This window comes from Cupriavidus sp. 22TCCZM01-5 (genome assembly GCF_057798915.1).
Genome location: NZ_JBYOJR010000046.1, coordinates 12,244 through 39,209, shown reverse-complemented (window position 1 = coordinate 39,209; position 26,966 = coordinate 12,244). Strand labels below are relative to the sequence as shown.

The window sequence follows — 26,966 nt, the reverse complement described above, 5'->3', positions numbered from 1 at the left end:
CCGTACCGCTTACTTCGCTGCCCCCGCATCCTCCATATACGCGCGAATCACGTCGTCGAAACTCGCGTCGCTCTGGAACCCCAGCGACAGCGCGCGCTCCGCGTTCCACGCGGCCGGCCACGTGCCGACAATCTTCTCGATGCGTTCCTCGCGGTGCCACGTGACACGGTCGGCCACCGCATCGCCGGCCACGCGGCGCAGCGCCTCCACCATGCCCGCGGCCGTCACCGACAGGCCCGGCAGGTTCACCACGCGGCGGTTGCCCAGCCGCTCGCCCTCCAGTTCGATACCGTTGACAAGCGCCGTCACGGCCGCGCGCGGCGACAGCAGCCACAGCGGCGTCTCGGGCGCGACCGGGCAGTTGGCTTGCACGCCCGCCAGCGGTTCGCGGATGATGCCGCTGGCGAACGACGAGGCCGCGGCATTGGGCTTGCCCGGCCGCACGCTGATGGTCGGCAGGCGCAGCACGCGCCCGTCGACAAAGCCGCGCCGGCTGTAGTCGGACAGCAGCAGTTCGCCGATGACCTTCTGCACGCCGTAGGACGACTGCGGATTCAGTGCCGTATCGTCTTGCACCACGGGCGGCAGTTCGCCGCCATAGACCGCGACCGAGCTGGTGAACAGCACGCGCGGCTGATGGCCGAGTGCGCGGCAGGTTTCCAGCAGCGCGCGCGAAGCGTCGAGGTTGACGCGCATGCCAAGCTCGAAGTCGGCTTCGGCCTGGCCCGAGACCACGGCGGCCAGGTGGAAGATGGCGCCGGTATCGGCATCGATGGCTTGCGCAAGGACGGCGGGGTCCGACAGGTCGCCGGTCACCACGCGCACGCGCGCATCATCGAGGCCTTGCGGCGCTACCACGTCGAGCAGCGTCAGGCGGTCGAAGGCGACCGCGCGGCCGTCCAGTTGCAGGGTGCCGCGCCGCAGCAGCAGGCGCGCCAGTTGCAGGCCGAGGAAGCCGGCGCCGCCGGTAATCAGTACGTTCATGGCAGTGCTTCTCTGTGGGTTCAACGCTTCAGGTACGGCTGGATCCAGCCCAGGCCGGCCGAAGTGCCGGCGCGCGGGCGGTATTCGCAACCGATCCAGCCCTGGTAGCCCAGCTGGTCGATCACGTCGAACAGGTAGGGATAGTTCAGTTCGCCAATGTCCGGTTCGTGGCGCTCAGGCACGCCGGCGACCTGGATATGGCCGATGCCGGCGAAGTCGCGCTCGAGCTTCTTCGTGACGTCGCCTTCGACGATCTGGCAGTGATAGCAGTCGAACTGGACCTTCAGGTTGGCCGCGCCGATTTCCTTGCAGATGGCCTGGCCGTCGTCCTGCCGGTTCAGGAAATATCCGGGCATGTCGCGCGGGTTGATCGGCTCGACCAGCACGGTGATGCCTTGCGCCGCGGCGGCACTGGCCGCATGCGCCAGGTTCTCCAGGTAGGTGGCGCGGCAGCGCGCACGGTCGGCGTCGGCCGGGACCAGGCCGGCCATCACATGGATGCGGTCATTGCCGATCACGCTGGCATATTCCATTGCGCGGCCGAAGGCGGTGCGGAACTCGGCCTCGCGGCCGGGCAGGGCGGCAATGCCGCGTTCGCCTGCGGCCCAGTCGCCCGGCGGCGCGTTGAACAGCGCCTGCACGAGGCCATTGGCATCGAGACGCGCGCGCAGTTCGGCGGCCGGGTGCTCGTACGGGAACAGGTACTCCACTGCCTGGAAGCCGTCCGCCGCGGCGGCGGCGAAGCGGTCCAGGAAGTCGTGTTCCGTGTACATCATCGAAAGGTTGGCGGCAAAACGCGGCATGGTGGGTTTCCGGTTATCAGTCTTGAATGCGGTCCGCTCAGCGGTTGACCAGCTTGGCCGGCGTCAGCCACACGAGCACGGCGCCGACGACCAGGATCGCCGACAGCACGTACATCGGCAACTGCGTGCTGTGCGTCATGTCCTTGAGCGCACCGACCATATACGGCGACACGAAGCCGGCCAGGTTGCCCACCGAGTTGACCACCGCGATGCCCGACGCGGCAGCGATGCCCGACAGGAACGAGGTCGGCAGCGACCAGAACAGCGGCGCGCAGGTCAGCACCCCGGCGGCGGCCAGCGACAGCGCGGCGATGGCCACGGTCGTATTGTCGGTAAACGAGGCCGCAATCGCAAAGCCCGCGGCACCCATCAGCGCTGGCACGATCAGGTGCCAGCGGCGCTCGCGGCGCGCGTCCGCGCTGTGGCCGAGGATGTTCATCACGACAATCGCGCACAGGAACGGAATCGCCGACAGCAGGCCGATATTGAAGTTGCCGGTAACGCCGCTGGCCTTGACCAGGGTGGGCATCCAGAACGTCAGCGCGTACTGGCCCGTGACGAAGCAGAAGTAGATCAGGCACATCCACCAGACGCGGCTGTCGCTGAACACGGCGCCGAGCGAATGGCCATGCGACTTGCCAGCGGCAGCACCGGCGTGACGCTGGTCTTCCGCAACGTTCTGCTTGAGCACGCGCTTCTCGTCGGCGTCAAGCCACGGCGCCTTGTCGATGCCGTCGCGGAGCACGAACACGGTGACCACCCCGATCAGCAGCGCCGGCAGCGCTTCGATCACGAACATCCATTGCCAGCCGCGCAGGCCGTGGGTGTCGTTGAACATGTCCATGATCCAGCCCGACAGCGGGTTGCCGAACATGCCGGCCACCGGAATGCCCGACATGAACAGCGCGATCATCTTCGCGCGGCGGTTGGCCGGGTACCAGTAGGTCAGGTACAGGATCACGCCCGGGTAGAAGCCCGCTTCGGCCAGGCCGAGCAGGAAGCGCATCACGTAGAACTGGGTCGGCGTCTGCACGAACATGAACAGCGCCGAAATGATGCCCCACGTGATCATGATGCGCGCAATCCAGATGCGCGCGCCGAGCTTGTGCATCAGCAGGTTGCTGGGCACCTCGAACAGGAAGTAGCCGATGAAGAACAGGCCGGCGCCAAGGCCGAACACGGTCTCGGAGAAGGCCAGGTCCTGGGCCATCTGCAGCTTGGCGAAGCCGACGTTGACGCGATCGAGATACGCGATCACGTAGCACAGCATCAGGAACGGCATGATGCGCCAGAACACCTTGTTATAGGCGCGTTTCTCGATCTGGGCGTCGACGTCGAGCCGGGCGTTGCCGCCCAGGCTGTCGTAGGCGGGCACGCTGGCCGCGGGTTGGTTCGGGGTCACGGTGGTCTCCGGTCGGGTTTCGGGGGCGCGAGTGTTCTCCGCGGCTGCCTGGCGGCAGTCGCATCCGGGTCGCGTCGGTATCAGTGGGTTGCTATTTTTGGGGTACTACCAGCGGGCCTGGAAAGTGTCCCGCAGTTCTGCCAGTGCGCTTTCGCCGAGCGCGGCGCGGGCGGCAAAGCCCGGCGCATCCTTCATCATCATCCAGAGCTTCGCGGTTTCCTCCAGCTCCTCGAGCGCGAAGGCCGCGCGCGAGACGCTGGACTCCCACACCACGGGGCCCAGGCGCTCCAGCATCACGCCGCGCACTTGGTTGGCGAGCGTGGCAACACGCGCCGCCACGGCCGGATCGCCGGGGCGGTGGTACGGAATCATCGGGACATGGCCGACCTTCATCACGTAGTAAGGCGTGAGAGGGGGCACGATATCGTCGTTCTGCCACACGCCGGCCAGCGTCAGCGCCACGAGGTGCGTCGAGTGCGTGTGCACCACGGCGTTCGCCTCGCGGTTGTTGTCATAGATGGCACGGTGCAGCGTCAGGGTCTTCGACGGCCTGTCGCCCGAGACCCAGTTGCCGTCGCCGGACACCTTGGCCACGGCGGCCGGATCCATCATGCCGAGGCAGGCATCGGTCGGCGTGATCAGCCAGCCGTCATCGAGCCGCGCGCTGATATTGCCGGCCGAGCCGACCGTATAGCCGCGCTGGTAGAGACTCGCGCCGATACGGCAGATCTCTTCGCGCAGCTTGCTCTCCTGGCTCATCACTGGCCTCCGAGTTGTGCGAGGGCTTCGGCGAAGAAATCCTCGCCGCCGAAGTTGCCCGATTTCAATGCCAGCGCGAGCGGTTGCGCATCGAGCGTGACGGTGGCGGGTACGCCTGGCGCGATCTGCGCGCCGATGCGCAGTGCGCGCACGCCGAGCGCCTGCACCACCGCGCCCGAGGTCTCGCCGCCGGCCACGACGAAGCGCCGCGTGCCGCATGCAAGCAGTCCGGCAGCGATACCGGCCAGTGCCTGCTCGACCAGATGGCCCGCGCGCTCCACGCCAAGTTCGGCCTGCACGGCCTTGACCTCGTCGGGACTGCTGGTGGCGTAGATCAGCACCGGCTCATCGTGGCTGGCGGAAAAGGCGAGCGCCGCATCCACCACGGCCTCGCTGCGTGCCAGCGCCAGCGGATCGATGCGCAGCGCGGGGCGGCCTTGCGAAAGCCAGCGAGCCACCTGGCCGTTCGTCGCGCGCGAAGCACTGCCGGCCAGCACCACGCCGTGGCCGTCGATGCGAGGCACCGACGCGGCGTCGCTGCGCTGCGGCAGCAGACCCGCGCGACGGAAGTTTTCCGGCAGGCCCAGCGCGATGCCCGACCCGCCGGTAATCAGCGGCAGGTTCGCACAGGCTTCGCCGAGCGTGAACAGGTCGGCATCGGATACGGCGTCGGCAATCGCGATGCGTACACCATCGGCGCGCAGCGCGCCGATGCGCTCGGCTGCGGCGGCGGTACCGCGCGCGACGGCGTCATAACGCAGCAGGCCGACCTTGCCCTGGCTTTGCCGCTGCAGCACGCGCACGAGGTTGGCGTCGGTCATCGGCGTGAGCGGATGGTGCTCCATGCCCGATTCGTTCAGCAGCACATCGCCGACGAACAGGTGGCCGCGGAAAATGGTGCGGCCATTCTCGGGGAAGGCCGGGCAGGCGATGGTGAAGTCGCTGTCGAGCGCCGCCAGCAGCGCTTCGGCGACGGGGCCGATATTGCCGGCCTCGGTCGAATCGAAGGTCGAGCAGTACTTGAAGACGAACTGCCGGCACCCCTGCGCGCGCAGCCACGCGAGCGCGGCCAGCGATTGCGCCACGGCATCGGCGGCGGGAATGGTGCGCGACTTGAGCGCGACCACGATGGCATCGGCGTGGCCGACGTCCTGCACGGCGGCCGTGTCCGGAACACCGATGGTCTGCACCGTGCGCATGCCGTTGCGCACCAGCGTGTTGGCCAGGTCGGTGGCGCCGGTAAAGTCATCGGCGATGCAGCCCAGCAGCGGGCGGTTTTGCGCTTGGATTGCGGTCATGATGCGGAGCGACTTACTCGGCTTTGGTCGGCAACTCGATGCCGGGGAAGATCTTGATCACGGCGGCATCGTCCTCGCCGCCATGGCCGGCGGTGGAGGCCATCATGAACATCTGGTGCGCGGCCGCGGACAGCGGCAGCGGGAATTTGCTGGTGCGCGCGGTGTCGAGCACCATGCCAAGGTCCTTGACGAAGATATCGACCGCCGACAGTGGCGTGTAGTCGCCGGACAGGATGTGCGGCACGCGGTTCTCGAACATCCACGAGTTGCCGGCGCTGTGCGTGATCACGTCATACAGCGCATTCGGGTCCACGCCTTCGCGCAGGCCCAGCGCCATGGCTTCGGCCGCGGCGGCGATATGCACGCCGGCCAGCAACTGGTTGATGATCTTGACCTTGGAGCCGGCGCCGTGGCTGTTGCCCAGGCGGTAGACCTTGCCCGAGATCGCGGCCAGCACGTCTTCGGCGAGCGAGTAGGCTTCGGCGGGGCCGGAGGTCATCATCGTCATCTCGCCGCTGGCGGCGCGCGCGGCGCCGCCGGACACCGGGGCATCGAGCATCAGGATGCCTTGCTCGCCAAGACGGCGGCCCAGGGCTTCGGCAAAGGCGGGCGGCACCGTCGCGCTCGCGACGACGAGCGTGCCCGGACGCATCGTGGTGGCGGCGCCGTCCGTGCCGAACAGCACGGCCTCGGTCTGCTGCGCATTGACCACGAGGGTGATCACCACGTCGCAGCGGCTGCCGAGTTCGGCAGGGCTCGCGCACGGCACGCCGCCGGCATCGGCAAAGCGCTGCAGCACGTCGGGCCGCAGGTCGCAGGCATGCACGTTGAAGCCGGCACGCAGCAGCGACTGCGCGACACCATTGCCCATGGCGCCAAGGCCAATCACGCCGATATTCCGGGACATAGAAAACTCCTGATGCGGGTAAGACAGGTCAATCAATGAGGGCGGAGCCGGTTCAGTTCGGCGTGCCGGAGCGCTCGTCGTCCGCTTCGTCCTGGCCGAGCTGGGCCAGGCGGCGGGCGGCGTTGTACATGTGGTTCTGCGCGGCATTGCGCGCGGCCAGCGCATCGCCGGCGCGGATGGCAGCCACGATGGCCTGGTGTTCCTCGCGTACCTGGCGCGTGAAGTCTGCGCGGCGCGCCTCGTTGGTTCGCGTCACGCGCGTGGCGGCTTCGAGGTACTGGCTCAGGAATTCCAGCGTCTTGAGGAAATACGGGTTGCCCGTGGCTGCGGCAATGGCGCGGTGGAACGCCACGTCGGCGGCGACACCATCGCCGCCTGCGGCGACCTCCGCGTCCAGCCCGGCCAGCGCTGCGTCGATGGCAGCCATGGTGGCGTCGGTGCGGCGGCGCGCGGCCTGGGCCGCGACTTCGGCCTCGATGGCGCGGCGCAGTTCGACGATCTGCAGCACGGAATCCAGCGTGCCGGTGTCGGTGTAGTCGATCCGCAGCGGGCGGATGCCGGCCTGCTCGGTCACGAACACGCCGCTGCCCTGGCGCGATTCGACCACGCCTTCATACTTGAGCCGGGAGATCGCTTCGCGGATCACCGTGCGGCTGACGCCGAATTCTTCGGACAGCACGGCTTCGGTGGGCAGCTTGTCGCCGCGCGAGAAGGCGCCGCTCTGGATCTTCTCCAGCAGTTGTTCGGCGACGTTGTCGGTCAGGGCTCGGGCCGGGACTTTTTGGAACACGGTCTTATCGGGTCATCGGGTAGTCAGGTCATCATACAAATTTCATGGAAATCTGTTAGTGCAGGTAAACCCTTATATGGTGCAGTCCGCACAAGCCTGGTGCTCCCGATATGGGGTGGATTGTGGCGTATCATGGCGGCCGCAAGCCCGCTTGCGGGTCGATCGACTGCTTATCCCGTCATTTCCCAAGCATTGCCATGCCAGTTACCGTCCTGATTTGTCCCTGGTCCGAGGCGCGCGAACGTGCCCGCGCCATCCGCTATACCGTGTTCGTCGAAGAGCAGGGCGTGCCGGTCGAGCTGGAGTGGGATGAATGGGACGAACCGAGCTGGCACGCGCTGGCACTGGCCGAGGACGGCACGCCGGTCGCCACCGGGCGCCTGCTGCCAGACGGGCATATCGGCCGCATGGCGGTGCTCGGTTCGGTTCGCGGCACCGGGGTCGGCGCGCTGGTGCTGGATGCGCTGATGAAGAAGGCCGCGGAACTGGGCTACCCGGAACTCGTGCTCAACGCGCAGACGCATGCCGCGCCGTTCTATGCGCGCGTGGGATTCGCGCAGGTCGGGGACGAATTCGAGGAAGCCGGCATCCCGCACGTGGAGATGCGCAAGCGCCTGGGCGCCTGATCAGCGCGGCGCCGGTACCGTGCCGGTGTCGCGGGCCAGGTTCAGCTTGCCGCGGTAGGAGACCTCGCCGGTCTGGCCGTTCGCATCGAAGCTTCGTTCACTGAAGTCGAAACGCCCGTCGTGGCGCACGCGCAGCACCGTGCTCGCACGCGTGCCGTAGTTGGGCGAACGGATGAATGCGGACGACAGCAGCTTTTCCCACTCGGGCGAAACGCCGGTCGAAGGCAGTTCGAAATCGGCGGCCTGGCGCTCGTCCGCCAGCATTTGCAGGTAGGGCGCGGCGCTGGCGTTGGCATGGCCGGTGTCGGCCGCCAGCACCTCAGCGAGCGCGCCGACCCGGCTGCGCACCTTGGGCCACGGCGTGTCTAGCAGGGCGTTGGACAGCCCGTACAGTCCCGGCCGCAGACGCTCCGGCTGGCGCGAAGCCGACCGGTTGCTGTACCACCAGAGTTCCCGCAGGTCGCTGGCCAGCAGGTTGAAGCCGTTGTAGCAGCCATCCGCGCCGGTCAGCGCGCCAAGGTAGTCGGCCGGCGCCTGGTGGCCGCGCAGGAAGCCTGCCACCAGTTCGCCGCGCGAGCGGGCATCGGTACGCTTTTCCGATGGGGCGCGGTAGTTTGTCAGCGCGGCAAAGCGGCCTTCACCGGCCACGCCCATCCACGTGCCGGGCTCGCCGATGACATCCGCCAGGTCGCGGCCTGCCAGCACTTGGGCGGCATCCTGCCACCAGTGCGCCGGCGCCGCCGGGCGGACATAGAATTCGTCGCGATTGCCGGCCACCACCAGGGCATAGTCCGGGTGCGATTGCCAGGCAACCAGGATCAGGCACATTGCTTTGCTTCCTTGACTACGTTTCCACGTTTGCTGCGGCCGGTTCTACAGCAGGTCCAGGTCGATGAAGTGCTCGACCTGGCGTTCGCCTTCCACCCACTGTTCCAGTCCGCTCTGACGCCACAGACCAGCCAGTGTGGCGTCGAAGGCGGGCGGTACATCGGCGTAGCATTCCATCCATGTCTGCACGCCGGCACGGGTTTCGGGCCTGCGCATGAGCGTACCACCAATTCCGGTCGCCTCGGCAACCGTCTCCATCCAGCGGTGCCAGTGCGGCAGCGCTTCGGCCGCTGCCGCCTCCGGCACGCGGAAATAGACGAAGAGATGATCGCTCATGGCGGCGTCCTGTGGGTCAGCCGGCGGCCTGGGCAGCCTCCGACAAGGGTACTTCGTAAGGGAGACGGCCCAGCGTCAGCGCGGCGCCTTGCGCGCTGTCCAGATGCAGGGCCGCCGCGGCGGCATCGATCTTCAGTTCGGCCAGGCCCGCCCAGCCGCCCTGGGGCGCCGCAGCGGCATTGACGATCATGCCGCAAGGCTGCTGCGGGTCTTCCGGACGGAAGATCTCCGCGGCGGGCGCCGGGACGGCACCGTCGCCCTGCACCAGCCACATGCGTCGCTTGAGGGTGCCGCGGTACTGGCTGCGGGCCACGATTTCCTGGCCCGGGTAGCAGCCCTTGCGGAAATTGACGCCGCCAACCAGCTCGAAATTGACCATCTGCGGCACGAACTGCTCTTGCGTCGCCGCGACGATGCGCGGGATGCCGGACTGGACTTCGAGCCAGTCCCAGAATGCTGCATCGGCCGGGGCCAGCTCGCCCGCCAGCGCTTCACGGATCTCGCCGGCGCGCCCGGCCGGCAGCAGCAGCTGCCAGCGCGGCTGGCCGGCTGCGTCCGGCAGGCGGATGACGGTGATGCCGTCGGCGCTGTCGGCGTCGAATACGGCCTCGGGCGCGGCCAGTCCGGCCTTGGCCAGAGCCTGTGCGGCCTGCGGTCCGGCGACGCCGAGCACGGCCACGGCCGGGGTGAGGTCGCTGAGCTTCGCCTTGGCGCGCAGCACGAACATGCTCAGGCGCTTCTGCAGCGCGGGGAGGATGTCGGCCGACAGTTGCAGCACGATGCCCTCGGCATCGCGCCACATCAGGAAGCTGGCCTGCAGCCGGCCTTTCGGCGAGCAGTATCCGGCCAGGCGCGCGGTGCCGGGAGCCAGGTCCTCGACCGCGTTGGTCAGTTGGGTGTGCAGGAAGGTGGCGGCGTCGTCGCCTGCCACGCGGATCCAGCCAAGCCCGGCCGGCGCGCAGACGACGCCATGGTTCTGCAGGGCGTCAAGGCTGGCGGCGAGTTGCGGGGCTGGGGTGTTCATTTCAGGCATTCCGTTCAGCGTTTGGGTGCAAATTGGGTGCGTTTGGCAGGTGCGCGCCGCGCATCACAGGACGGGTTGAGACCCGTCGCGTCGTGGCGGCGCAAGGCTCCCGGTATTATATGGGGCTGCCGGCATTTCAGCCGGCGCCGGCGGCGCGCGGCGGGCAGGGGTCATCACCCTCCGCATGGGCGCCGCCGAGACTGAACGGATTTCATGACTCGTCTTTTCCTCCGCCTGGTAATCGTTGTCCTGGTACTTGCCGCAGCTGCCGCCGGCGCATTTGCATGGTGGGCCAACCAGCCGTTGGGGCTATCCTCATCGCCTGTCGAAGTTGTCATCAAGCCGAATTCGGGCGTTGGCAGTGTCGGCCGCCAGTTGCAGCGCGGCGGCGTGGGCATGGACCCACGCCTGTTTCAGCTACTGGTCAGGCTGACCGGGCATGGTCCGGACCTGAAGGCCGGCGGCTACACCTTCGAGACGGGCATCACGCCGCTCGGCGTGGTCGGCAAGCTCGCGCGCGGCGAGGTCACGCACTACGTCGTCACCGTGATCGAAGGCTGGGAATTCCGCAAGATGCGCGCGGCCGTGGATGCCAGCCCGGCGCTGCGCCACGACACGCAGGGCATGTCCGATGCCGAGTTGATGAAGGCGATCGGTGCCACGGAGGCCGCGCCGGAAGGGCTGTTCTTCCCCGACACCTACCTGTTCGCGCGCGGCAGCAGCGATATCGAGCTGTATCGTCATGCCTACAAGGCCATGCAGCGGCGCCTGAACGAAGCCTGGAACGCGCGCGCCGCGGACCTGCCGTACAAGACCCCGTACGAGGCGCTGGTCATGGCGTCGATCGTGGAAAAGGAAACCGGCCAGGGCGCCGAGCGCCCGATGATCGCCGCGGTGTTCGTCAACCGGCTGCGCAAGAACATGCTGCTGCAGACCGATCCGACCGTGATCTACGGTATCGGCGAGCACTTCGACGGCAACCTGCGCAAGCGCGACCTGCAGACCGACACCCCGTACAATACGTACACCCGTACTGGCCTGCCGCCCACGCCGATCGCGCTGCCGGGCCTGGCCTCGCTGGCGGCCGCCACCGCGCCGGCACCGTCCGACGCGCTGTATTTCGTGGCGCGGGGCGACGGCACCAGCCATTTCTCCAACACGCTTCCCGAACACAACCGCGCGGTCGACCAGTACCAGCGCGGCAAATAGGCATCCATGCGCGGAAAATTCATTACCTTCGAAGGCATCGACGGTGCCGGCAAGAGCACCCATATCGACTGGGTGGCGGCGCGCCTGCGCGAGCGCAAGGACATTGGCGCCGTGGTCACCACGCGCGAGCCCGGCGGCACGCCGCTGGGCGAAGACCTGCGCCAGATCCTGCTGCATCGGAAGATGCACCTGGAAACCGAGGCGCTGCTGATGTTCGCGGCGCGCCGCGAGCATATCGCCGAGGTCATCGAACCGGCGCTCGCGCGCGGCGACTGGGTCATCTCCGACCGCTTCACCGACGCCACCTTTGCCTACCAGGGCGGCGGCAGGGGCCTGGCCACGGCGCGGCTCGAAGCGCTGGAGGACTGGGTGCAGGGGGGCCTGCAGCCGGACCTGACGCTGCTGTTCGACGTGCCGCTGGAGACCGCCAGCGAACGCCTGGCGGGCGCGCGCGCGCCGGACAAATTCGAGGCCGAATCGCGCGCGTTTTTCGAACGAACCCGTGCCGAGTATCTGCGCCGTGCCGCGCAGGCACCCCGGCGTTTTCGCGTGATCGACGCCACGCGCAGCATTGAGGAGATTCGTGCCGAGCTTGAGAAAATCATTTCAACGCTTTGATTTTGAAGCTTTATATTGATTGATAATATTGCCATCGCTATCAAGATGGCACTTGAGATTTCACGGCTAACTGACTGATTCGCATGCTCTATCCCTGGCAAACGGAAGACTGGCAACGGCTTGGCGCGCTGCGCGAGCGGCTGCCCCATGCGCTGCTGATCCACGGTCAGCAAGGAACCGGCAAGCGGGACCTGGCGCTGCATTTCGCGCAGGGACTGCTGTGCGAATCGCCGCGGCCCGATGGCCAGCCGTGCGGCCAGTGCGCGGCCTGCCACTGGTTCAGCCAGGGCAACCACCCGGACTTCAGCGTGGTGCGCCCTGAAGCGCTGGAGGCTTCGGGCGAAGTCGAAACCGATGACAGCGGCAAGAAGAAGGCGCCCAGCAAGATCATCCGCATGGAGCAGGTGCGGGCGCTGATCGAGGCGGTCGGCGTCGGTACGCACCGGGCCGGATTGCGGGTGGTGGTGGTCTATCCGCTCGATGCGCTGCAGGTGGAAGGCGCCAACGCGCTGCTGAAGACCCTGGAGGAGCCGCCGCCATCGACGGTGTTCCTGCTGGTCACCGACCGGCTGGACCGGATCCTGCCGACCATCCTGTCGCGCTGCCGCCAGTTTTCGACGCAGCGCCCGACGCCCGATGCGGCGCTCGCGTGGCTCAAGAGCCAGGGCGTGGCGGACGCCGAAGCCCAGCTGGCACTGGCCGGCGGCTCGCCGCTGACCGCGCTGCATGCCGCCGAAGCCGAGGAGCAGCCGCTGCAACGCTGGCTGGTCGGACAGCTCGGCGCCGCGGCGGAATTCGACGCCTCTGCGGCGGCGGAACAACTGCAAAAGCTGCCGGTGCCCGCCGTGCTTGGCATCCTTCAGCGCTGGACGTACGATCTGCTGAAATGTCGGCTTGATGCCTCCGGCGATGCCACGCCGCGCTACTTTCCGAAGGAGCGCGCGGTGCTGGCGCGTTGCGCCGGGGCCTCCAGCGCCCATCGGCTGCAGGCGTTCGCCGCGCGCATCAATGCGCACCGGCGCAGCGAGAACCATCCTCTCGCACCCAGGCTGGTGATGGAATCCGTGTTTCTCGAGTACCGGCAACTGTTCCACTGACAGCGCCGGCGCAGCAGGCAGGGCCCGGCAATCGCCGGGATGCAGGTCCACAACACCTATAAAGCAAAGCCGTAGCAGGTCAAAAAAGGGTCAGCCATGAGTACAGATGTCGCAACCATACCGGCGCGGGCGGCCGGTACCACGGGCGGAGCGCCGTCGCGGCCGAACGTGTTGTCCTTGTCGATCAAGGACCAGGCCGGGCTCTATGCCGCCTACATGCCGTTTCTGGCACGCGGCGGTATTTTTGTGCCTTCGAACCGGCCGTTCCGGCTGGGCGAGCAAGTGTTCCTGGTCCTGTCGCTGCTGGACCGGCCGCAGAAGTACCAGGTTGCTGGCCATGTTGCGTGGATCACGCCGCCGGGCACGCCAATGAAGACGCCAGGTGTGGGCGTGCATTTTCCAGATGACGACACCGGCCGCAACCTGCGGCGCGCCGTCGAGGAAATCCTGGGCAAGCAGCTGGAATCCGGGCGGCCCACGCAAACTTTATGATGTATATGAAGATTGCTTTGTAATTTCTTGTTTTTATTGAATTTTGTCCGATGATGCCGGCGACGTGCCCGGCACTGTCGCTTGCCACCGCAGCACGCTCGCGTCGCGCGCGGTGACGGCCAATACGGCGCGGTTGTCCGCAGCGTCCCGCCAGGCAGGCTGATTTTTGGCGCCTGGGCCGCAGTACTGAGGTTTCCCCCATGTTTGTAGATTCACACTGCCATATCGATTTTCCCGAACTGGCCGCCCGCCTGCCGCAGTTGCTCGACAATATGCGCGCCAACCAGGTGTCGCACGCGCTCTGCATCTCGGTGACGCTGGAAGACTTTCCGCGCGTGCTGGCGCTGGCCGAGCAGCATCCGAACCTGTACGCCTCGGTGGGCGTGCACCCGGACTACGAAGAGGGCGAAGAGCCCACGCTGGAGCGCCTGCTCGAACTCTCCGCGCACCCGCGCGTGGTCGGTACCGGCGAAACGGGGCTGGACTACTACCGCCTGAACGGCCGCAGCATCGCCGACATGGAGTGGCAGCGCGAGCGTTTCCGCACACATATCCGCGCCGCACGCCAGACCGGCAAGCCGCTGATCATCCATACCCGTTCATCGGCGGACGACACGCTGCGCGTGATGCGCGAAGAGAATGCGCGCGAGGCCGGCGGCGTGATGCACTGCTTCACGGAAACCTGGGACGTCGCGAAACAGGCGCTGGACGAGGGCTTTCACATCTCGTTTTCGGGGATCGTCACGTTCAAGAGTGCGGCGGATTTGCAGGAAACGGCGCGCAAGGTGCCGCTGGACCGCATGCTGATCGAGACGGACTCGCCGTACCTGGCCCCTGTGCCGTACCGAGGCAAGACCAACGAGCCGGCCTGGGTGCGCCACGTGGGCGAGTTCATTGCCCAGTTGCGCGGCATTCCAGTGGAACAGCTCGCGGCCCAGACTACCGACAATTTTTTCAAGCTTTTCAAGCACATCAACAGGGAAGCTCATGTTTGACGTGAAATCTATCCGGGCACTGTCCGGGGCGGTGCTGCTCGGGTGCGCCGCGCTGGCCTGGGCCGCGCCGGCCGACGACATGCGCAAGGCCGTGGAATTCGACGACGCGCGCACCGTGCAGAAGCTGCTGGCGCGCGGCGTCGATCCCAATATCGTCGATGGCCGCGGCGACCCGGTGCTGGTCGTGGCACTGCGGGAGAAGTCGCTGAAGGCCGCCACCGCGCTGATCAAGGCCAAGGACATCGACTTCGACAAGGCCAACCCCGCCGGCGAAACCCCGCTGATGATAGCCGCACTGCAGGGCGAGCTCGACATGGTCAAGCTGATGGTTGAAGACATGGAGGCCGAGGTCAACAAGACCGGCTGGACGCCGCTGCACTATGCGTCCACGACCGGCCACAACGACGTCGTCAAGTACCTGGTCGACCACGCCGCCTACATTGACGCCGAAAGCCCGAACGGCACCACGCCGCTAATGATGGCTGCGCGTGGCGGCCATATCGAGACCGTGAAGCTGCTGCTCGACGAAGGCGCGGACATGCGCCTGAAGAACCAGCAGGGCATGACGGTGATCGATTTTGCCGAACGCCATAACCAGGCCGAGATCGCGAACGGCCTGAAATCGCGCTGGCAGAAGCTGTATCCGCAGGTGCCTATCGTTGCCGCGCCGCCGCTGAAAGCGCCGGTGGCGCAGCCCGGGGGCCAGCCGATCAAGGCGCCCGCCAGCGGCAAGTAATGCCCGCGAACGGTACCGGTACGCGAACCGAGGTGGTGCCGCTGAGCCAGCGCCTGCGGCAGTGGGCGCGCAGCCTCAAGTCGAACCTCGTGATGCTGTGGTTTTGCAGCCGCCATCCGGGCACGCCGCTGGCCGCACGGCTGCTGGCGGTGCTGGTGGTGGCCTATGCGTTCAGCCCGATCGACCTGATTCCGGATTTCATCCCGGTGCTGGGCTTTGTCGATGATGTCCTGCTGGTGCCGCTTGGCATCTGGCTGGCCTTGCAGCTGGTGCCGGCCGCCGTGAAGACAGATTGCCGCGCGCAGGCCGACGCCTGGCAAGCGTCGAAACGCCAGCGCCCGCGCAACCTGTGGGCGGCCGCGGCGATCATGCTGGTCTGGGTGCTGCTGGCGTGCCTGGGCTCGCGCTGGTGGTCGGGCCGCTGAATGAGGCCCGGCTTCAGGCGTCGTCCGCCAGCCGTACGCCGGTGAACTGCCAGCGCTGGTGCGGATAGAAGAAGTTGCGATAGCTGGCCCGGATATGCGATTCCGGTGTCACGCACGATCCGCCGCGCAGCACCATCTGGCTGCTCATGAACTTGCAGTTGTACTCACCCACGCCACCGGCGCTCGGGCGGAATCCCGGATAAGGCAGGAAGGCGCTGCCGGTCCATTCCCATACATCGCCAAACATCTGGCGCAGCACCCCCGCGGTGTTCTGGCGGTCGGGCAGCGGCCGCAGTACGCGGCCCTCGACAAAATTCCCCGTAGCCGGAAGGTTGCACGCCGCGTGTTCCCATTCCGCCTCGGTCGGCAGCCGCCGCTCCGCCCAGCGCGCAAAGGCATCGGCCTCGAAGAAGCTGATATGGGTGACGGGGCTCTCCGGATCGACCGGATGCATGCCGCGCAGGGTCATGTGCCACCAGGTGCCTTCGCGTTCCTCCCAGTACAGCGGGGCCTGGATGCCTTGCTCGCACACCCAGCGCCAGCCGTCCGAAAGCCATAGCCCGGCGGTCTGGTAGCCGCCGTCGTCAATGAATTCGAACCACTGGCGGTTGCTGACCGGGTGCGAGCACAACGTGTAGGGCTGCAGGAACACCTTGTGGCGCGGCGCTTCGCAGTCAAAGGCAAAGTCTTCGCCGCGATGGCCGATCTCCACCACGCCACCGTCGAAGCCAACCCAGTCCGGGGCCGGGCGCGGGTCCGCCACCGCCGGTTCCAGCAGTTCCGGCGCGAATGCCGGCCGCAGCGGATTCTGCGCGAACAGGTGCAGGATATCGGTCAGCAACAGTTCCTGGTGCTGCTGCTCATGGTGCAGGCCGAGCGTGATCAGGGCCGCTTCGGCATCGGTCTGGGCGGCGCCGAGCAGGCTCAGCATCGATTCGTCCACCGCCTCGCGATAGGCGAGGATCTCATCCAGCGACGGCCGCGTGAGCAGGCCGCGGCGCGGGCGCGGATGGCGCGGGCCGACGGATTCGTAATAGGAGTTGAACAGGAAGCGGTAGGCGGGGTCGACCGGCTCGTAGCCTGGCACGCGCGCGGCCAGCACGAATTCCTCGAAGAACCACGTGGTGTGGGCCAGGTGCCATTTGGCGGGGCTCGCGTCCTCCATCGACTGCACCGTGGCGTCGGCGTCCGACAGGTCCGCGACGATGGCCTCGGTCGCGGACCGGATATGCCGGTACAGCGACAGCAAGGCGGGTTCGTGGGGCGGGTGGATGGCGGCGGCTGGCAACAGGGCTGAAGTCATGCGGGCTCCCGGGATCGGTCGATGACTGGGCGAAGGACGCGGCTGGCCGTGGCAGGCTGGCCAGTGACGTCGCCAATGGCACGCGGGGCGCCGTAGCGCCCCGCATCCATCATAGACCCGATCCGCCGCCGGGGCGAGCCGGTGCCGCCGGCGCTCAGGCCGCCAGGCGCGCGCCGTCGTTGAGCGCGGCGATCTCCGTGCGGGCGCTGCTCAGGCCGGCTTCGCGAGCGTCCGGACCCATGGCCAGGCCGTGGGCGCGCACGTAGGTGATGTCGGTGATGCCCAGGAAGCGGAACACCACGTCCACGGTCTTCTCGTGCAGGTCCAGTTCATTGGCGTCCTGGCGCACGCCGCCGCGCGACGACACCACGATCACGCGCTTGCCGCCGGCCAGGCCAACCGGGCCGGTCTCGGTGTACTTGAAGGTACGGCCGGCCTGGGCGATGCGGTCGATCCAGGCCTTGAGCTGGCTCGGGATGCCGAAGTTGTACTGCGGCACGCCAACCACCAGCACGTCCGCGGCCAGGAACTCGGCCAGCCAGGTTTCGGTGCGCTGCAGTTCGGCTTCCTGCACGGCGTTCAGGCCGTCCTTCGGGCCGCCCAGCACGGGCAGCAGGTTGCCGGACAGGTGAGCGGGAGCATCCTGGTCCAGATCGCGCACCGTCACCTTGGCGCCGGGGTTGGCGGCGACCAGGTCGGCCACCACGCTGGCGGTCAGGTTGCGGGAAACGGAATTGCCACCAAGGACGCTCGAATCGATCTGCAGGATGTTCATGACTTTCTCCACGAAGGGGCGGTTGCGATGGAGGAAATTTAGCGGCTGGCCATTGGTATCGGTAGTAAGGCAAAATGCAAATAATTGTTCTATTCATGCAACGGCCCGCGCGGCGAGGCTGACGCGCCGTTGCACAGGCGGAGGCCTTCATGCAGGACCTGAACGATCTGTCGCTATTTGCCCAGGTGGTCGAGCACGGCAGCTTTTCGGCGGCCAGCCGTGCCACCGGCATTCCCAAGTCGCGCCTGAGCCGGCGCATCGCACAGCTGGAACGCGATCTCAATGTGCAACTGCTGCGCCGGACAACGCGCCAGGTGCGCGTGACGCCGCTTGGCGAGTCGTTTTACGAGCGTTGCCGCGCCATGCTGAACGAGGCGGATGCCGCACGCGAAGTCATCGAGCAGGCGCGCGACCAGCCTGGCGGCACGCTGCGCGTGAGCTGTCCGGTGGCGATTGCGCAGATCCTGCTCGCACCGGCCATCGGCCATTTCATGCGCGCCAACCCGGCGGTGCGCATCGAACTGGAGGCCACGAACCGGCGCGTCGACCTGATCGGCGAGGGCTATGACCTGGCACTGCGCGTGCGCGAGGTGCTGGAAGATTCCAGCCTTGCCGTGCGCACCTTCGGCGAAAGCCAGCTCATGCTGGTGGCCAGTCCCGGCCTGCTCGACAGCATCGGCCGGCCACGCACGCCGCAGGCGCTCGATGGCATGCCGGGCGTCGGCCAGAAGCCGCACGACGGCAAGCATGTCTGGATCCTTGGCTGCAAGAGCGGCGAGACCATCCAGATTGCCTATGACCCGCGCCTGGTGACCGACGAGTTCGCCCTGCTGCGCGAGGCGGCCATTGCCGGCATTGGCGTGGCCATGCTGCCGCGCATGTACTGCCGCGATGCCATCGACAGCGGCGAACTGGAACTGCTGCTGCCCCAGTGGGAAATGCCCGTGGGCACGCTGCACGCGGTATTCCCGTCGCGCAAGGGCGTGACCCCGGCGGTGCGGCGCTTCCTGGATTTCCTCAGCGAGATCCTGCCCGAAAACGCGCGCAAGGTCGGCATGCACGAGGCCAGGCAGCCAGCGATGCACCGCCTGGTCTGACGGCACCGGCGCAGGACGCCTGTGCCGGTCTTGCGCCTTTACCTTCACGCCGCCGCGCACTAAGGTACATGGGCGAGCCCCGTGCGTGCGGGCGAAGCCGCTTGGCCGTGCCAACGGCCGGCACGCTTCCCGGGAGCTCCGACTGTTCTCAACCGGCAAGGAGGATGGCCATGAGCGGCTCTCAGGGTTCGCAGGACTTGGGCAAGGCGGTGTTGCGCATTGTGTTGGGGGTGCTGATCCTGATGCACGGCATCGCCAAGCTGAAGGGCGGCGTGGGCTTCGTCGAGCAGACCGCCACGCAGGCCGGGTTGCCCACGTGGACCGCTTACGGCGTCTATATCGGCGAAGTCGTGGCGCCCGTGTTGCTGATCATCGGCTTGTGGACGCGGGTTGCGGCGCTGATCGTCGTTGTGAACATGCTGTTCGCGGTCGCGCTGGTACACACGAAGCAGATCGGCATGCTCAATGAAACCGGCGGCTGGCAGCTCGAACTGCAGGGCATGTACCTGGCGGCTGCGCTGACGCTGATGCTCATCGGCGGGGGCCGGCTGGGCGTCGGTGGTGCTGGCGGCAAGTGGAACTAGTCGCTGCCGCCGGTTCCGGGAGACGTCTCGTGGATATTCGGAGAAGCAGAGCGACAACGGCTGTTGCCATGGCTTCTGTGGTGGTGGCGGCTTGTGCCAGCGCGCCGGACATCAAGACCGACTACAACCGCAGCGTGGATTTCGGCGCGTACCGCAGCTTTGGCTTCGTGAAGAACCCGGGCACGGACCGGCAGGGCTACGAAAGCCTGACGACGCAGTACCTCAAAGGCGCCGTGCAGCGCGAGATGACGTCGCGCGGCTACCAGTACAACGCGCAGTCGCCCGACCTGCTGGTCAACTTCAATGCGCGCACGCAGGAGAAGGTGCAGGTCTCCCCGGCGCCGCCGCCGATGATGGGCTATTACGGCTATCGCGGCGGACTCTATGCGCCGTGGCCGGGCTACGGCTTCTACAACGACGTGTACACGTACACCGAGGGCACGCTGAACATCGACCTGGTCGACCGCAAGGACATGAAGCTGGTCTGGGAAGGCGTCGCCGTGGGCAGCGTGGACGCGAGCGACCAGTCCAATATCCAGCAGCGCATCGAAAAGGTGGTGGCGCAGATTTTCGCCAGGTACCCGTTCCGCGCCGGACAGTAGGGCAGGGCGTTCTGTTGCCGCCACGCAGCGCTTACGAATACTTGCGTTTTATTGCGCGGCCCGGGGGCATGGCCGGTCGCCTTAACCGCTACAATCGCTGCCCGTAGTTTTGAACGTGGCATGGCGATCATGGGATTTGGCTGGTTCGGATTTTCGACTCTCTGGCTGGTGCCGCTGGTATGGCGGTTCTTCGGTGGACTGCTTGCGCGCGAGCGGCGCCTGTCCGGTCCCGGCTCGCTGCGGGTCTGGCTCGGCACGCTGATCGTGCTGTGCGCGAGCGCCTCGCTCGAAGCCCTGACCGGCGGCGAGGGCGGAACCGCGGGCGGCTCGGCCGGGCGCGCGCTCGGCGGCATGGTCGCCAACCTGTTCGGCTGGACCTCCGCCTTGCTGCTGATGCTGGGCGTCCTCGCGCTGGCCGCGCCCATGGTATTTGGCGAAACATGGCGCGGCCTGTTCCTGCTGCGCAAGCCGCGCAGCGCGCCGCGCGCCGAAGAAGAGCCCGCCGAGTTCGTGCCGACCCAGCCGATGCGGGAAGCGGAGCGCCGCGAAACCACCTCGCACGGCAGTGCCGCGTCCGGCAGCTGGAACGCGCCATCGGGGCGCCACCGCAGTTTCGAGGCGATTTCCGCGCGCCGACAGCCCGCCTGGCAGCCGCCGCCGCGCACGCGTGAATCGCCGCCGCAGCCCGGCGAGATCTGGTTGCATCATGCCGAATCGCCGGGTGCGGTGAAGCCGCCCCCACGCCCGGTGGCGCCGCCTGTCACCGAGACGGCGCCGCCGCGCGCCGCGCAGACGCCGCCACCGCGTCGCCCGATCAGCCTGCAGGCCGCAGCAGCAGCGGCGGCGGCATCGACACCGACTGCCGCCGCATCGCGACCCGCCGCGCCTGCGCGTGCCACGGCGACCAGCAACCCGTCCCGTCCGCCGCAGCCCATCGTGCGTTCGGCCATCACAACCTTGCCTGAAGCCTCGGCCGTACGGGCACCGGCAAAGGCCGCGGTGGCGGTCGTGTCGACAGCGCAGGCCGTGGCTCCAGCCCCGCAAGTCCGCGCCGGTGTGCCCGAAGCCACTGTGGTCGCGGCACCGCGCGCCGCGGCAGCCGCCGCGCCGGCCGAAGCGACGGCTGACGTGACCGTTGCAGTGGCCGAGCCGGTAGTAGTCGAAGCACCTTCGTCGGTGGATCCGGCCGTCGAGCCCGGCGCGCAGACCGTCGATGCAGACGGGTTTGACGCGGACGAGGCCACGCTCGAAGCCATCCGCGAGGAAGCGCTGCAATTGCTTGCCGAGTTGCAGACGCTGTCACGCAAGGCCCTGCAGCCCGGTGGCGACGGACAGGTGCCCGCCGCGCCGGCGGCCGAAGTACCCGCGCCGGAAATGACGAGTCCCGCGGAACCTTCATCAGGCACCGACCTCGCCGTTGAAGCCGAAGCCGAAGCCGAAGCCGAAGCCGAAGCCGAAGCCGAAGCCGAAGCCGAAGCCGAAGCCGAAGCCGAAGCCGAAGCCGAAGCCCTCCTTGAGGCCGATGCCGACGCCGAGGTCATTGCGGAGCCCGCGCCGGAGGCCGTGCCAACCTTTGTCATGGAGGACGGCCCGCTTTCCGAATCCGGGACCGATGACGCTTCCGAAGCGGAAATGCTCGTCGATGCCAACGCACTGCTGGGGGCATCGGAAACCGGGCCGGCGTCGGTGTCCGAACCTGAGCCGGTGCCTGAGGCTGAGCCCGAGCCGGCGCCCGTCATGCCCGCAGCCAAGCCGCGCATCGTGTTGCAGGCCGTGGTCGGCAAGACGGTTGCACTGAACGCCCAACTGGCTCAACCGGCTCAACCGGCCCAGCCGGCGCCCTTGGCGCCGCCTCCCGCGCCGCGGGTCATGGTCGACTACCGCCTGCCTCCGGCCGAATTGCTGGAGGGCGCCGTCGACCAGGCCGAGCAGGTATCGGAGGAAAGGCTGCGCGAGACCAGCGACCTGATCGAGCAGCGCCTGTCGGAATTCAAGGTGCCGGTCGCCGTGGTCGGTGCCAGCGCCGGTCCGGTGATCACGCGCTTTGAAGTCGAGCCGGCCATGGGCGTGCGCGGCGCGCAGGTGGTCGGGCTGATGAAGGACCTGGCGCGCGCGCTCGGCGTGACCTCGATCCGCGTGGTCGAAACCATTCCCGGCAAGACCTGCATGGGCCTGGAGCTGCCCAATGCGCGCCGGCAGATGATCCGCCTGTCCGAGATCGTGCGCGCATCGTCGTTCCAGTCGCACAGCTCGCGCCTGGTGCTGGCGATGGGCAAGGACATCACCGGCCACCCGGTGGTGACCGACCTGGCCCGCGCGCCGCACCTGCTGGTGGCCGGTACCACGGGCTCGGGCAAGTCGGTCGCGGTCAACGCGATGATCCTGTCGATGCTGTACAAGGCCACGCCCGAGGACGTGCGCCTGATCATGATCGACCCGAAGATGCTCGAGCTGTCGGTCTATGAAGGCATTCCGCACCTGCTCGCGCCGGTGGTGACCGACATGAAGCAGGCCGCGCACGCGCTCAACTGGTGCGTGGGCGAAATGGAGAAGCGCTACCGGCTGATGTCGGCGCTGGGCGTGCGCAACCTGGCGGGCTACAACCAGAAGATCCGCGCGGCCGAGGCGGCGGAGCAGAAGGTGCCCAACCCGTTCTCGCTGACGCCGGACGCGCCGGAGCCGCTGTCGACGCTGCCGCTGATTGTGGTGGTGATCGACGAGCTGGCCGACCTGATGATGGTGGCCGGCAAGAAGATCGAGGAACTGATTGCGCGGCTCGCGCAGAAGGCGCGTGCCGCGGGCATCCACCTGATCCTGGCCACGCAGCGTCCGTCGGTGGACGTGATCACCGGCCTGATCAAGGCCAATATCCCGACGCGCGTGGCCTTCCAGGTGTCGTCCAAGATCGATTCGCGCACCATCCTCGACCAGATGGGCGCTGAAAGCCTGCTGGGGCAGGGCGATATGCTGTTCCTGCCGCCGGGCACCGGCTACCCGCAGCGCGTGCATGGTGCCTTTGTCGCCGACGATGAAGTGCATCGCGTGGTCGAGCACTGGAAGCAGTTCGGGGAGCCGGACTATGACGAGGCGATCCTTGCTGGCGATGCCGCCGAGGCCGGCGCCAGCGACCTGTTCGGCGAGGGCAGCGGTGACGGCGAAGCCGACCCGCTCTATGACGAAGCCGCGGCCTTCGTGCTCAACACGCGCCGCGCTTCGATCTCCGCGGTGCAGCGCCAGCTTCGCATCGGCTACAACCGCGCGGCGCGGCTGATCGAGCAGATGGAAGCCGCAGGCCTGGTCTCGCCGATGGGCCGCAATGGCGCGCGCGACGTGCTCGCGCCCGGACCCGCCGACTGAACCCCGGAGCCGCGATGGATCTCAAGCAAGGCAATCTGTTCGCCGACGTGCCAGCCGGGGCGCCGGACGAAATCTTCCAGTCCCTGATGGAGCGGCCTGGCCTGAAGATCGAGCGGATCGTCTCCAACGGCCAGGCCAGCCCGCCGGGCTTCTGGTACGACAGCCCGCAGGATGAATGGGTGCTGCTGCTCAGTGGCAGCGCCGCACTGGAGTGCGAGGGCGACATGGCCCCGCGCGTCATGCGCCCGGGCGACTGGCTGCATCTGCCGGCGCATTGCCGGCACCGCGTGGCGTGGACCGATGCCACCGCACCGACCGTCTGGCTGGCGGTCCATTGCCAACCGGCGTGACGCCATGCTACCCATTGCCGAGCGCGGCATCGTCGGGCGCGGCGTGCTGATCGACATGGCCCGCCACCGTGGCAAGGCGGTGCTCGATCCGGGCGAGACCTTCACCCATCTCGACCTGCAGGCCGCGGCCGAGATGCAGGGCGCGCGCATCGAGAAGCATGACATCCTCATTATCCGCACCGGCTGGATCGGTTCGTTCTACGAGCGTGGCCAGGCCGAGTTCTACAAGAACTTCGTCGAGCCGGGCCTGACCTACAGCCCGGAGCTGGTGGACTGGTTCCACAAGATGGAGATTCCCAACCTAGTCACCGACACTATCGCCAACGAGGTGACGGTGGACCCGGTGTCGGGCGTGGCGCTGCCGCTGCACAACGCATTGATGCGCAACCTCGGCGTGACGCTGACGGAGATCGCGCAGCTCGACCCGCTTGCGTCAGACTGCGCGGAAGACGGCCAGTGGAGCTTTCTCTATACCGCGGCGCCGCTCAAGGTGGTGAGCGGCAGTGGGGCTCCGGTCAATCCGGTCGTGATCAAGTAGTCGGGACGCGGGCTCCGCCGGAGCCCCACTGTGCCCGCCAGCGTGGCGGGCGAATTCTGCTCCAGCGGTGGGCGCTCAGCGCCGCCGCGCCAACTTCTCCGGAGGCGCCATGACGCCCTATGACCGCAAGCCCTGGCTGTCGAGTTACGAGCCGGGCAAGCCGCACACCATCACGCCGGACTTCACCGATGCGCTGAGCCTGTTCCGCGCCGCCGTGTCGCGCGCGCCGTCGATGCCGGCGCTGCTGTATTTCGACGGGAAGCTGAGCTACGCCGAACTCGACTCACAGTCCGACGCGTTGGCCTGTGCGTGGCAGGATCGCGGCATCGCGCGCGGCGACCGCGTGGCCGTCTACCTGCAGAACATCCCGCAATTCGTCATTGCGCTGGTGGCGGCGTGGAAGCTCGGTGCCGTCGCGGTACCCGTCAATCCGATGAACCGCGCGCGCGAGCTGGGCGTGATCCTTGCCGATTCGGGCGCACGCGTGCTGCTGTGCTCGGAGACGTTGTACATCGATATCGTGCAGCCGATGCTGGCGGAGCCCGCCCACGAAGGCACAGCGGTGCAGCCGTTGGTGATGAGCACTTCCGAACGCGAGTACCAGCAGCGCAACGATCCGCGCCTGTTTGCCAGCGTGCGCCAGCACGAGACGCCGGGCGCGGAATCGTTGTCGGCCGTTATCGCCGCCAATGCCGGGCGCAAGCCACCGCCCGTGCCGCTGGCGTCCGGCGACCTCGCCATGCTGGTCTACACCTCGGGTACCACCGGCGTGCCCAAGGGCGCCATGAACACGCACGGCAACGTCGCGTTCAATGCGCAGGTATATCGCGACTGGATTTCGCTGGAAGAGGGCGAGCCCATCCTTGGCGTGGCGCCGCTGTTCCACATCACCGGGTTGATCGGCCACATCTGCGCCGCCTTCATCTGCGCGGCGCCGCTGGTACTCGCGTGCCGCTTCGAGCCTGGCGTCATGCTCGACACGCTGCGCGAGCACCAGCCCGTCTTCACCATCGGCGCGATCACGGTGTTCATCGCGCTGATGAATCATCCGGACGTGACGCGTGACCACTTCGCATCGCTGACGAAGATCTACTCCGGCGGCACGCCGATTCCGCCCAGCGTGGTGGAGGCCTTTCGCGAACGGTTCGGGCACTATATCCACAACGGCTACGGCCTGACCGAGACCAATTCGCCTACGCACGTGGTACCGCGCGGGGTCGCGGCGCCGGTGGACCCGGCTTCGGGCACGCTGTCGGTCGGGGTGCCGGCCTACAACGTCGAGTCGTATATCGGCGACGACAACGGGAGGCCGCTGCCCATGGGCGAAACCGGGGAGATCATCTCGCGTGGGCCGATGATCGTGCCCGGCTACTGGAACAAGCCGCAGGAAAGCGCGAAAGCCATTGTCGACGGATTCTTTCGCACCGGCGATGTCGGCTTCATGGACGAACGCGGCTGGTTCTATCTCGTCGACCGCAAGAAGGACATGATCAATGCCAGCGGCTACAAGGTGTGGCCGCGCGAAGTCGAAGACGTTCTCTATACCCACCCGGCGGTGCGGGAGGCAGCCGTAGTTGGCGTGCCGGACGCCTACCGTGGGGAGACGGTAAAGGCCGTGGTCAGCCTGAAGCCAAATGCGTCGGCGACGTCGGAAGAACTCGCGGAATATTGCAAGGCGCGCATGGCGGCCTACAAGTATCCGCGTATCGTCGCCATCATCGATGAACTGCCGAAGACGGTGACGGGGAAGATCCTGAGGCGGGAGTTGAGGGGATAAACGAGTTGGGTATTGGCTGGGTGTTGGTGCCTGGCGGGCACAGGGGTTTCGCCTGCGTAGCCGGCGAAACCGGGCAGCATGCCAGGCACAATGACTCAGTCACCCGCCGGAAACACCGGCTCCCCCAAATTCAGCATCAACCGATTCGCCCACGCAAAGATCGCCACGGAGTGAATCAGGTCGAGGATTTCTGCGTCGGTGATGCCTGCCTCGCGCAGCGCCGCCAGGCTCTGCGCCGATACGCCAGCGGGATTCTCGGTCAGCTCGATCGAGAACTTCGAAATCGCCTTTTCCCGTTCGGTCGTACCGGCCGTGCGCGGATCCTCGAACACCTCCCTGATCACGTCATTGCGCTTGGCCAGCTGCTCGAAGCGCTGCGCATGCACCGACGCGCAATAGACGCAGCCATTGAGGCGCGACACCACGGTAGTGGCCAGCTCGCGCTCGGCGCGCGGCATGCCGCCGGGCGCGTACATGATCGCGTTGAACGCCGTGGAGCGCTGGCGCAGGATCTCGGGCTGGTGCACCAGGAACCGGTAGTAGTCCTGCACCCTGGCCTTGGGATGGCTCTCGTCGAGCACGGCCATCTGTTCCGGCGTGGCCTGGTCCAGCTCGACGACATCGAGCCAGGCCTTCCAGTCCAGCACTTCGTTGGTAAAGCCGTGGGCCTTGATGATCTCGCTCATGCCTGTGCTCCTGCGTTGTCGTTCAGTGCCTTCAGGGCATCCAGGCCGGCTACCAGGCGCACCTGGTACGACAGGAAGGCAATCAGCTGCGCCAGCGTGACCACGGCGGGCGTGCTCAGGCCTGCGGCGGGCAGCGCCTGGAGCGCGGCCCGATCGCCTTCCACGGGCTTTTCGATCAGCGTGCGCGTGAATGTGAGGATGGCGCGCAGACGCGGGTCGGCTGAATCGGCGGGGCTGCCTTGCGCGGCGGCGGAAATGGCCGCGGCATCGACGCCGGCCGCGACCAGGCGCGCATGATAGTGGTCCGCCAGTTGGGGCGACGGCGTAAGCCGCGCGGCATAGCACGCGGCCAGCAGGCGTTCGGCCAGCGTCAGGCCGGGCAGGGCCGGATCGAACAGGGCGTCATAGCTGCCCTGGGTGGCAGCCACCACCTTGTCGCGCTTGTGGCGCAGCGCGTGCGTGGCGCTGCCGGGCCGCAGGCCGGTGATGGCGTCGATCAGGTCCGGCGGCGTGGCGCCGGCGTCGGGCGTGGGGGCTTGGCTCATGGTGGTTGTCACGGTTCGGGTTG

The 26,966-nt window shown here is 67.4% G+C and carries 28 protein-coding genes and 1 pseudogene; 15 read left to right on the top strand and 14 right to left on the bottom strand.

Annotation, left to right across the window (positions count from 1 at the left end; translation table 11 throughout):
* Window positions 1–9: 9 nt before the first annotated feature.
* The 7 genes from denD to AC3FNH_RS29475 all read right to left on the bottom strand — a co-directional run bounded on the left by denD (window position 10) and on the right by AC3FNH_RS29475 (window position 6,943).
* Window positions 10–984 carry a D-erythronate dehydrogenase gene (gene denD / locus AC3FNH_RS29505; RefSeq protein ID WP_488722587.1) on the bottom strand — a complete coding sequence of 325 codons (975 nt, stop codon included), beginning with the start codon at window positions 982–984 and terminating at the stop codon, window positions 10–12.
* A gap of 20 nt (window positions 985–1,004) precedes the next feature.
* Complete coding sequence (otnI, locus tag AC3FNH_RS29500) at window positions 1,005–1,787, bottom strand: 2-oxo-tetronate isomerase (protein ID WP_276097523.1); 783 nt, start codon at window positions 1,785–1,787, stop codon at window positions 1,005–1,007.
* A 37-nt stretch (window positions 1,788–1,824) separates the two neighbouring features.
* Window positions 1,825–3,189, bottom strand: a complete 1,365-nt coding sequence (locus tag AC3FNH_RS29495) for an MFS transporter (protein WP_488722586.1) — start codon at window positions 3,187–3,189, stop codon at window positions 1,825–1,827.
* 105 nt (window positions 3,190–3,294) lie between these two features.
* A complete protein-coding gene (gene otnC / locus AC3FNH_RS29490) occupies window positions 3,295–3,948 on the bottom strand; it encodes a 3-oxo-tetronate 4-phosphate decarboxylase (protein WP_276100620.1) in 654 nt (217 codons plus the stop codon).
* The gene (gene otnK, locus AC3FNH_RS29485) at window positions 3,948–5,246 is read right to left on the bottom strand and encodes a 3-oxo-tetronate kinase (protein ID WP_488722585.1); all 1,299 of its coding nucleotides are present in this window, start codon (window positions 5,244–5,246) and stop codon (window positions 3,948–3,950) included. Before otnK ends, otnC begins: the two co-directional genes overlap by 1 nt.
* Window positions 5,247–5,259: 13 nt before the next feature.
* The gene (gene ltnD / locus AC3FNH_RS29480) at window positions 5,260–6,153 is read right to left on the bottom strand and encodes an L-threonate dehydrogenase (protein ID WP_488722584.1); all 894 of its coding nucleotides are present in this window, start codon (window positions 6,151–6,153) and stop codon (window positions 5,260–5,262) included.
* A 52-nt stretch (window positions 6,154–6,205) separates the two neighbouring features.
* Window positions 6,206–6,943, bottom strand: a complete 738-nt coding sequence (locus tag AC3FNH_RS29475; RefSeq protein WP_488722583.1) for a FadR/GntR family transcriptional regulator — start codon at window positions 6,941–6,943, stop codon at window positions 6,206–6,208.
* Window positions 6,944–7,140: 197 nt separating this feature from the next.
* On the opposite strand from AC3FNH_RS29475, the gene AC3FNH_RS29470 reads away from it, so the two are divergent.
* Window positions 7,141–7,569 carry a GNAT family N-acetyltransferase gene (locus tag AC3FNH_RS29470; RefSeq protein ID WP_488722582.1) on the top strand — a complete coding sequence of 143 codons (429 nt, stop codon included), beginning with the start codon at window positions 7,141–7,143 and terminating at the stop codon, window positions 7,567–7,569.
* Here AC3FNH_RS29470 and AC3FNH_RS29465 read toward each other — a convergent pair whose 3' ends face one another.
* From AC3FNH_RS29465 to ygfZ, 3 genes are read right to left on the bottom strand one after another with little or no spacing between them, the layout of a single operon-like run.
* Window positions 7,570–8,397 carry an NRDE family protein gene (locus tag AC3FNH_RS29465; protein ID WP_276100616.1) on the bottom strand — a complete coding sequence of 276 codons (828 nt, stop codon included), beginning with the start codon at window positions 8,395–8,397 and terminating at the stop codon, window positions 7,570–7,572. It lies immediately after the preceding gene.
* Between the two features lie 45 nt (window positions 8,398–8,442).
* Complete coding sequence (locus tag AC3FNH_RS29460; RefSeq protein WP_276100615.1) at window positions 8,443–8,733, bottom strand: DUF4936 family protein; 291 nt, start codon at window positions 8,731–8,733, stop codon at window positions 8,443–8,445.
* 16 nt (window positions 8,734–8,749) lie between these two features.
* Window positions 8,750–9,757 carry a CAF17-like 4Fe-4S cluster assembly/insertion protein YgfZ gene (ygfZ, locus tag AC3FNH_RS29455; protein WP_488722581.1) on the bottom strand — a complete coding sequence of 336 codons (1,008 nt, stop codon included), beginning with the start codon at window positions 9,755–9,757 and terminating at the stop codon, window positions 8,750–8,752.
* A gap of 213 nt (window positions 9,758–9,970) precedes the next feature.
* Between ygfZ and mltG the strand changes: the two genes are divergently transcribed.
* From mltG to AC3FNH_RS29420, 7 genes are all read left to right on the top strand, one after another.
* Complete coding sequence (gene mltG, locus AC3FNH_RS29450) at window positions 9,971–10,966, top strand: endolytic transglycosylase MltG (protein WP_488722580.1); 996 nt, start codon at window positions 9,971–9,973, stop codon at window positions 10,964–10,966.
* 6 nt (window positions 10,967–10,972) lie between these two features.
* Entirely contained in the window at window positions 10,973–11,584 is a 612-nt protein-coding gene (gene tmk, locus AC3FNH_RS29445) for a dTMP kinase (RefSeq protein WP_488722579.1), read from the top strand.
* Window positions 11,585–11,667: 83 nt separating this feature from the next.
* Entirely contained in the window at window positions 11,668–12,681 is a 1,014-nt protein-coding gene (locus AC3FNH_RS29440; RefSeq protein ID WP_276100608.1) for a DNA polymerase III subunit delta', read from the top strand.
* A gap of 96 nt (window positions 12,682–12,777) precedes the next feature.
* Window positions 12,778–13,173, top strand: coding sequence for a PilZ domain-containing protein (locus tag AC3FNH_RS29435; protein WP_488722578.1), 396 nt, complete (start codon window positions 12,778–12,780; stop codon window positions 13,171–13,173).
* Window positions 13,174–13,373: 200 nt separating this feature from the next.
* Window positions 13,374–14,168 carry a TatD family hydrolase gene (locus AC3FNH_RS29430; protein ID WP_276100605.1) on the top strand — a complete coding sequence of 265 codons (795 nt, stop codon included), beginning with the start codon at window positions 13,374–13,376 and terminating at the stop codon, window positions 14,166–14,168.
* Entirely contained in the window at window positions 14,161–14,904 is a 744-nt protein-coding gene (locus AC3FNH_RS29425) for an ankyrin repeat domain-containing protein (protein ID WP_488722577.1), read from the top strand. Before AC3FNH_RS29430 ends, AC3FNH_RS29425 begins: the two co-directional genes overlap by 8 nt.
* Complete coding sequence (locus AC3FNH_RS29420) at window positions 14,904–15,329, top strand: YkvA family protein (protein ID WP_488722576.1); 426 nt, start codon at window positions 14,904–14,906, stop codon at window positions 15,327–15,329. The genes AC3FNH_RS29425 and AC3FNH_RS29420 overlap by 1 nt, the downstream gene beginning before the upstream one ends.
* 13 nt (window positions 15,330–15,342) lie before the next feature.
* On the opposite strand, the gene egtB is transcribed toward AC3FNH_RS29420, so the two are convergent.
* Together egtB and AC3FNH_RS29410 are read right to left on the bottom strand one after the other, a co-directional pair.
* Window positions 15,343–16,632 carry an ergothioneine biosynthesis protein EgtB gene (egtB, locus tag AC3FNH_RS29415; RefSeq protein ID WP_488722575.1) on the bottom strand — a complete coding sequence of 430 codons (1,290 nt, stop codon included), beginning with the start codon at window positions 16,630–16,632 and terminating at the stop codon, window positions 15,343–15,345.
* A 154-nt stretch (window positions 16,633–16,786) separates the two neighbouring features.
* On the bottom strand, window positions 16,787–17,407 hold the full coding sequence (locus AC3FNH_RS29410) for an FMN-dependent NADH-azoreductase (protein ID WP_276100600.1): 621 nt from the start codon (window positions 17,405–17,407) through the stop codon (window positions 16,787–16,789).
* Window positions 17,408–17,556: 149 nt separating this feature from the next.
* Here AC3FNH_RS29410 and AC3FNH_RS29405 point away from each other — a divergent pair, with 149 nt between their 5' ends.
* From AC3FNH_RS29405 to AC3FNH_RS29375, 7 genes are all read left to right on the top strand, one after another.
* Window positions 17,557–18,504 carry a LysR substrate-binding domain-containing protein gene (locus tag AC3FNH_RS29405; RefSeq protein ID WP_276100599.1) on the top strand — a complete coding sequence of 316 codons (948 nt, stop codon included), beginning with the start codon at window positions 17,557–17,559 and terminating at the stop codon, window positions 18,502–18,504.
* 170 nt (window positions 18,505–18,674) lie between these two features.
* Window positions 18,675–19,088, top strand: a complete 414-nt coding sequence (locus AC3FNH_RS29400; RefSeq protein WP_276100598.1) for a DoxX family protein — start codon at window positions 18,675–18,677, stop codon at window positions 19,086–19,088.
* Between the two features lie 68 nt (window positions 19,089–19,156).
* Entirely contained in the window at window positions 19,157–19,690 is a 534-nt protein-coding gene (locus AC3FNH_RS29395; protein WP_488722574.1) for a DUF4136 domain-containing protein, read from the top strand.
* A gap of 129 nt (window positions 19,691–19,819) precedes the next feature.
* Window positions 19,820–23,047 (top strand): DNA translocase FtsK, encoded by a 3,228-nt coding sequence (locus tag AC3FNH_RS29390; protein WP_488722594.1) that lies wholly within the window; start codon window positions 19,820–19,822, stop codon window positions 23,045–23,047.
* A 14-nt stretch (window positions 23,048–23,061) separates the two neighbouring features.
* On the top strand, window positions 23,062–23,397 hold the full coding sequence (locus tag AC3FNH_RS29385; protein WP_488722573.1) for a cupin domain-containing protein: 336 nt from the start codon (window positions 23,062–23,064) through the stop codon (window positions 23,395–23,397).
* Window positions 23,398–23,401: 4 nt separating this feature from the next.
* Window positions 23,402–23,935 (top strand): cyclase family protein, encoded by a 534-nt coding sequence (locus AC3FNH_RS29380; protein ID WP_488722572.1) that lies wholly within the window; start codon window positions 23,402–23,404, stop codon window positions 23,933–23,935.
* 109 nt (window positions 23,936–24,044) lie between these two features.
* The gene (locus tag AC3FNH_RS29375; RefSeq protein WP_488722571.1) at window positions 24,045–25,712 is read left to right on the top strand and encodes a class I adenylate-forming enzyme family protein; all 1,668 of its coding nucleotides are present in this window, start codon (window positions 24,045–24,047) and stop codon (window positions 25,710–25,712) included.
* A gap of 95 nt (window positions 25,713–25,807) precedes the next feature.
* Here AC3FNH_RS29375 and AC3FNH_RS29370 read toward each other — a convergent pair.
* Window positions 25,808–26,386, bottom strand: a pseudogene (locus AC3FNH_RS29370) (peroxidase-related enzyme); the annotation flags it as partial.
* 8 nt (window positions 26,387–26,394) lie between these two features.
* Complete coding sequence (locus tag AC3FNH_RS29365) at window positions 26,395–26,943, bottom strand: CMD domain protein (protein ID WP_276100592.1); 549 nt, start codon at window positions 26,941–26,943, stop codon at window positions 26,395–26,397.
* Between the last annotated feature and the right edge of the window lie 23 nt (window positions 26,944–26,966).

Coding starts and splice junctions, on each gene's coding strand:
- otnK (WP_488722585.1), bottom strand. CDS start 5,246: ATGACCGCAATCCAAGCGCAAAACCGCCCGCTGCTGGGCTGCATCGCC.
- AC3FNH_RS29395 (WP_488722574.1), top strand. CDS start 19,157: ATGGCTTCTGTGGTGGTGGCGGCTTGTGCCAGCGCGCCGGACATCAAG.
- denD (WP_488722587.1), bottom strand. CDS start 984: ATGAACGTACTGATTACCGGCGGCGCCGGCTTCCTCGGCCTGCAACTG.
- ygfZ (WP_488722581.1), bottom strand. CDS start 9,757: ATGAACACCCCAGCCCCGCAACTCGCCGCCAGCCTTGACGCCCTGCAG.
- otnC (WP_276100620.1), bottom strand. CDS start 3,948: ATGAGCCAGGAGAGCAAGCTGCGCGAAGAGATCTGCCGTATCGGCGCG.
- AC3FNH_RS29400 (WP_276100598.1), top strand. CDS start 18,675: ATGAGCGGCTCTCAGGGTTCGCAGGACTTGGGCAAGGCGGTGTTGCGC.
- AC3FNH_RS29420 (WP_488722576.1), top strand. CDS start 14,904: ATGCCCGCGAACGGTACCGGTACGCGAACCGAGGTGGTGCCGCTGAGC.
- AC3FNH_RS29465 (WP_276100616.1), bottom strand. CDS start 8,397: ATGTGCCTGATCCTGGTTGCCTGGCAATCGCACCCGGACTATGCCCTG.
- AC3FNH_RS29390 (WP_488722594.1), top strand. CDS start 19,820: ATGGGATTTGGCTGGTTCGGATTTTCGACTCTCTGGCTGGTGCCGCTG.
- ltnD (WP_488722584.1), bottom strand. CDS start 6,153: ATGTCCCGGAATATCGGCGTGATTGGCCTTGGCGCCATGGGCAATGGT.
- AC3FNH_RS29380 (WP_488722572.1), top strand. CDS start 23,402: ATGCTACCCATTGCCGAGCGCGGCATCGTCGGGCGCGGCGTGCTGATC.
- mltG (WP_488722580.1), top strand. CDS start 9,971: ATGACTCGTCTTTTCCTCCGCCTGGTAATCGTTGTCCTGGTACTTGCC.
- AC3FNH_RS29365 (WP_276100592.1), bottom strand. CDS start 26,943: ATGAGCCAAGCCCCCACGCCCGACGCCGGCGCCACGCCGCCGGACCTG.
- tmk (WP_488722579.1), top strand. CDS start 10,973: ATGCGCGGAAAATTCATTACCTTCGAAGGCATCGACGGTGCCGGCAAG.
- AC3FNH_RS29410 (WP_276100600.1), bottom strand. CDS start 17,407: ATGAACATCCTGCAGATCGATTCGAGCGTCCTTGGTGGCAATTCCGTT.
- AC3FNH_RS29375 (WP_488722571.1), top strand. CDS start 24,045: ATGACGCCCTATGACCGCAAGCCCTGGCTGTCGAGTTACGAGCCGGGC.
- AC3FNH_RS29385 (WP_488722573.1), top strand. CDS start 23,062: ATGGATCTCAAGCAAGGCAATCTGTTCGCCGACGTGCCAGCCGGGGCG.
- AC3FNH_RS29405 (WP_276100599.1), top strand. CDS start 17,557: ATGCAGGACCTGAACGATCTGTCGCTATTTGCCCAGGTGGTCGAGCAC.
- otnI (WP_276097523.1), bottom strand. CDS start 1,787: ATGCCGCGTTTTGCCGCCAACCTTTCGATGATGTACACGGAACACGAC.
- AC3FNH_RS29440 (WP_276100608.1), top strand. CDS start 11,668: ATGCTCTATCCCTGGCAAACGGAAGACTGGCAACGGCTTGGCGCGCTG.
- AC3FNH_RS29470 (WP_488722582.1), top strand. CDS start 7,141: ATGCCAGTTACCGTCCTGATTTGTCCCTGGTCCGAGGCGCGCGAACGT.
- egtB (WP_488722575.1), bottom strand. CDS start 16,632: ATGACTTCAGCCCTGTTGCCAGCCGCCGCCATCCACCCGCCCCACGAA.
- AC3FNH_RS29430 (WP_276100605.1), top strand. CDS start 13,374: ATGTTTGTAGATTCACACTGCCATATCGATTTTCCCGAACTGGCCGCC.
- AC3FNH_RS29435 (WP_488722578.1), top strand. CDS start 12,778: ATGAGTACAGATGTCGCAACCATACCGGCGCGGGCGGCCGGTACCACG.
- AC3FNH_RS29460 (WP_276100615.1), bottom strand. CDS start 8,733: ATGAGCGATCATCTCTTCGTCTATTTCCGCGTGCCGGAGGCGGCAGCG.
- AC3FNH_RS29425 (WP_488722577.1), top strand. CDS start 14,161: ATGTTTGACGTGAAATCTATCCGGGCACTGTCCGGGGCGGTGCTGCTC.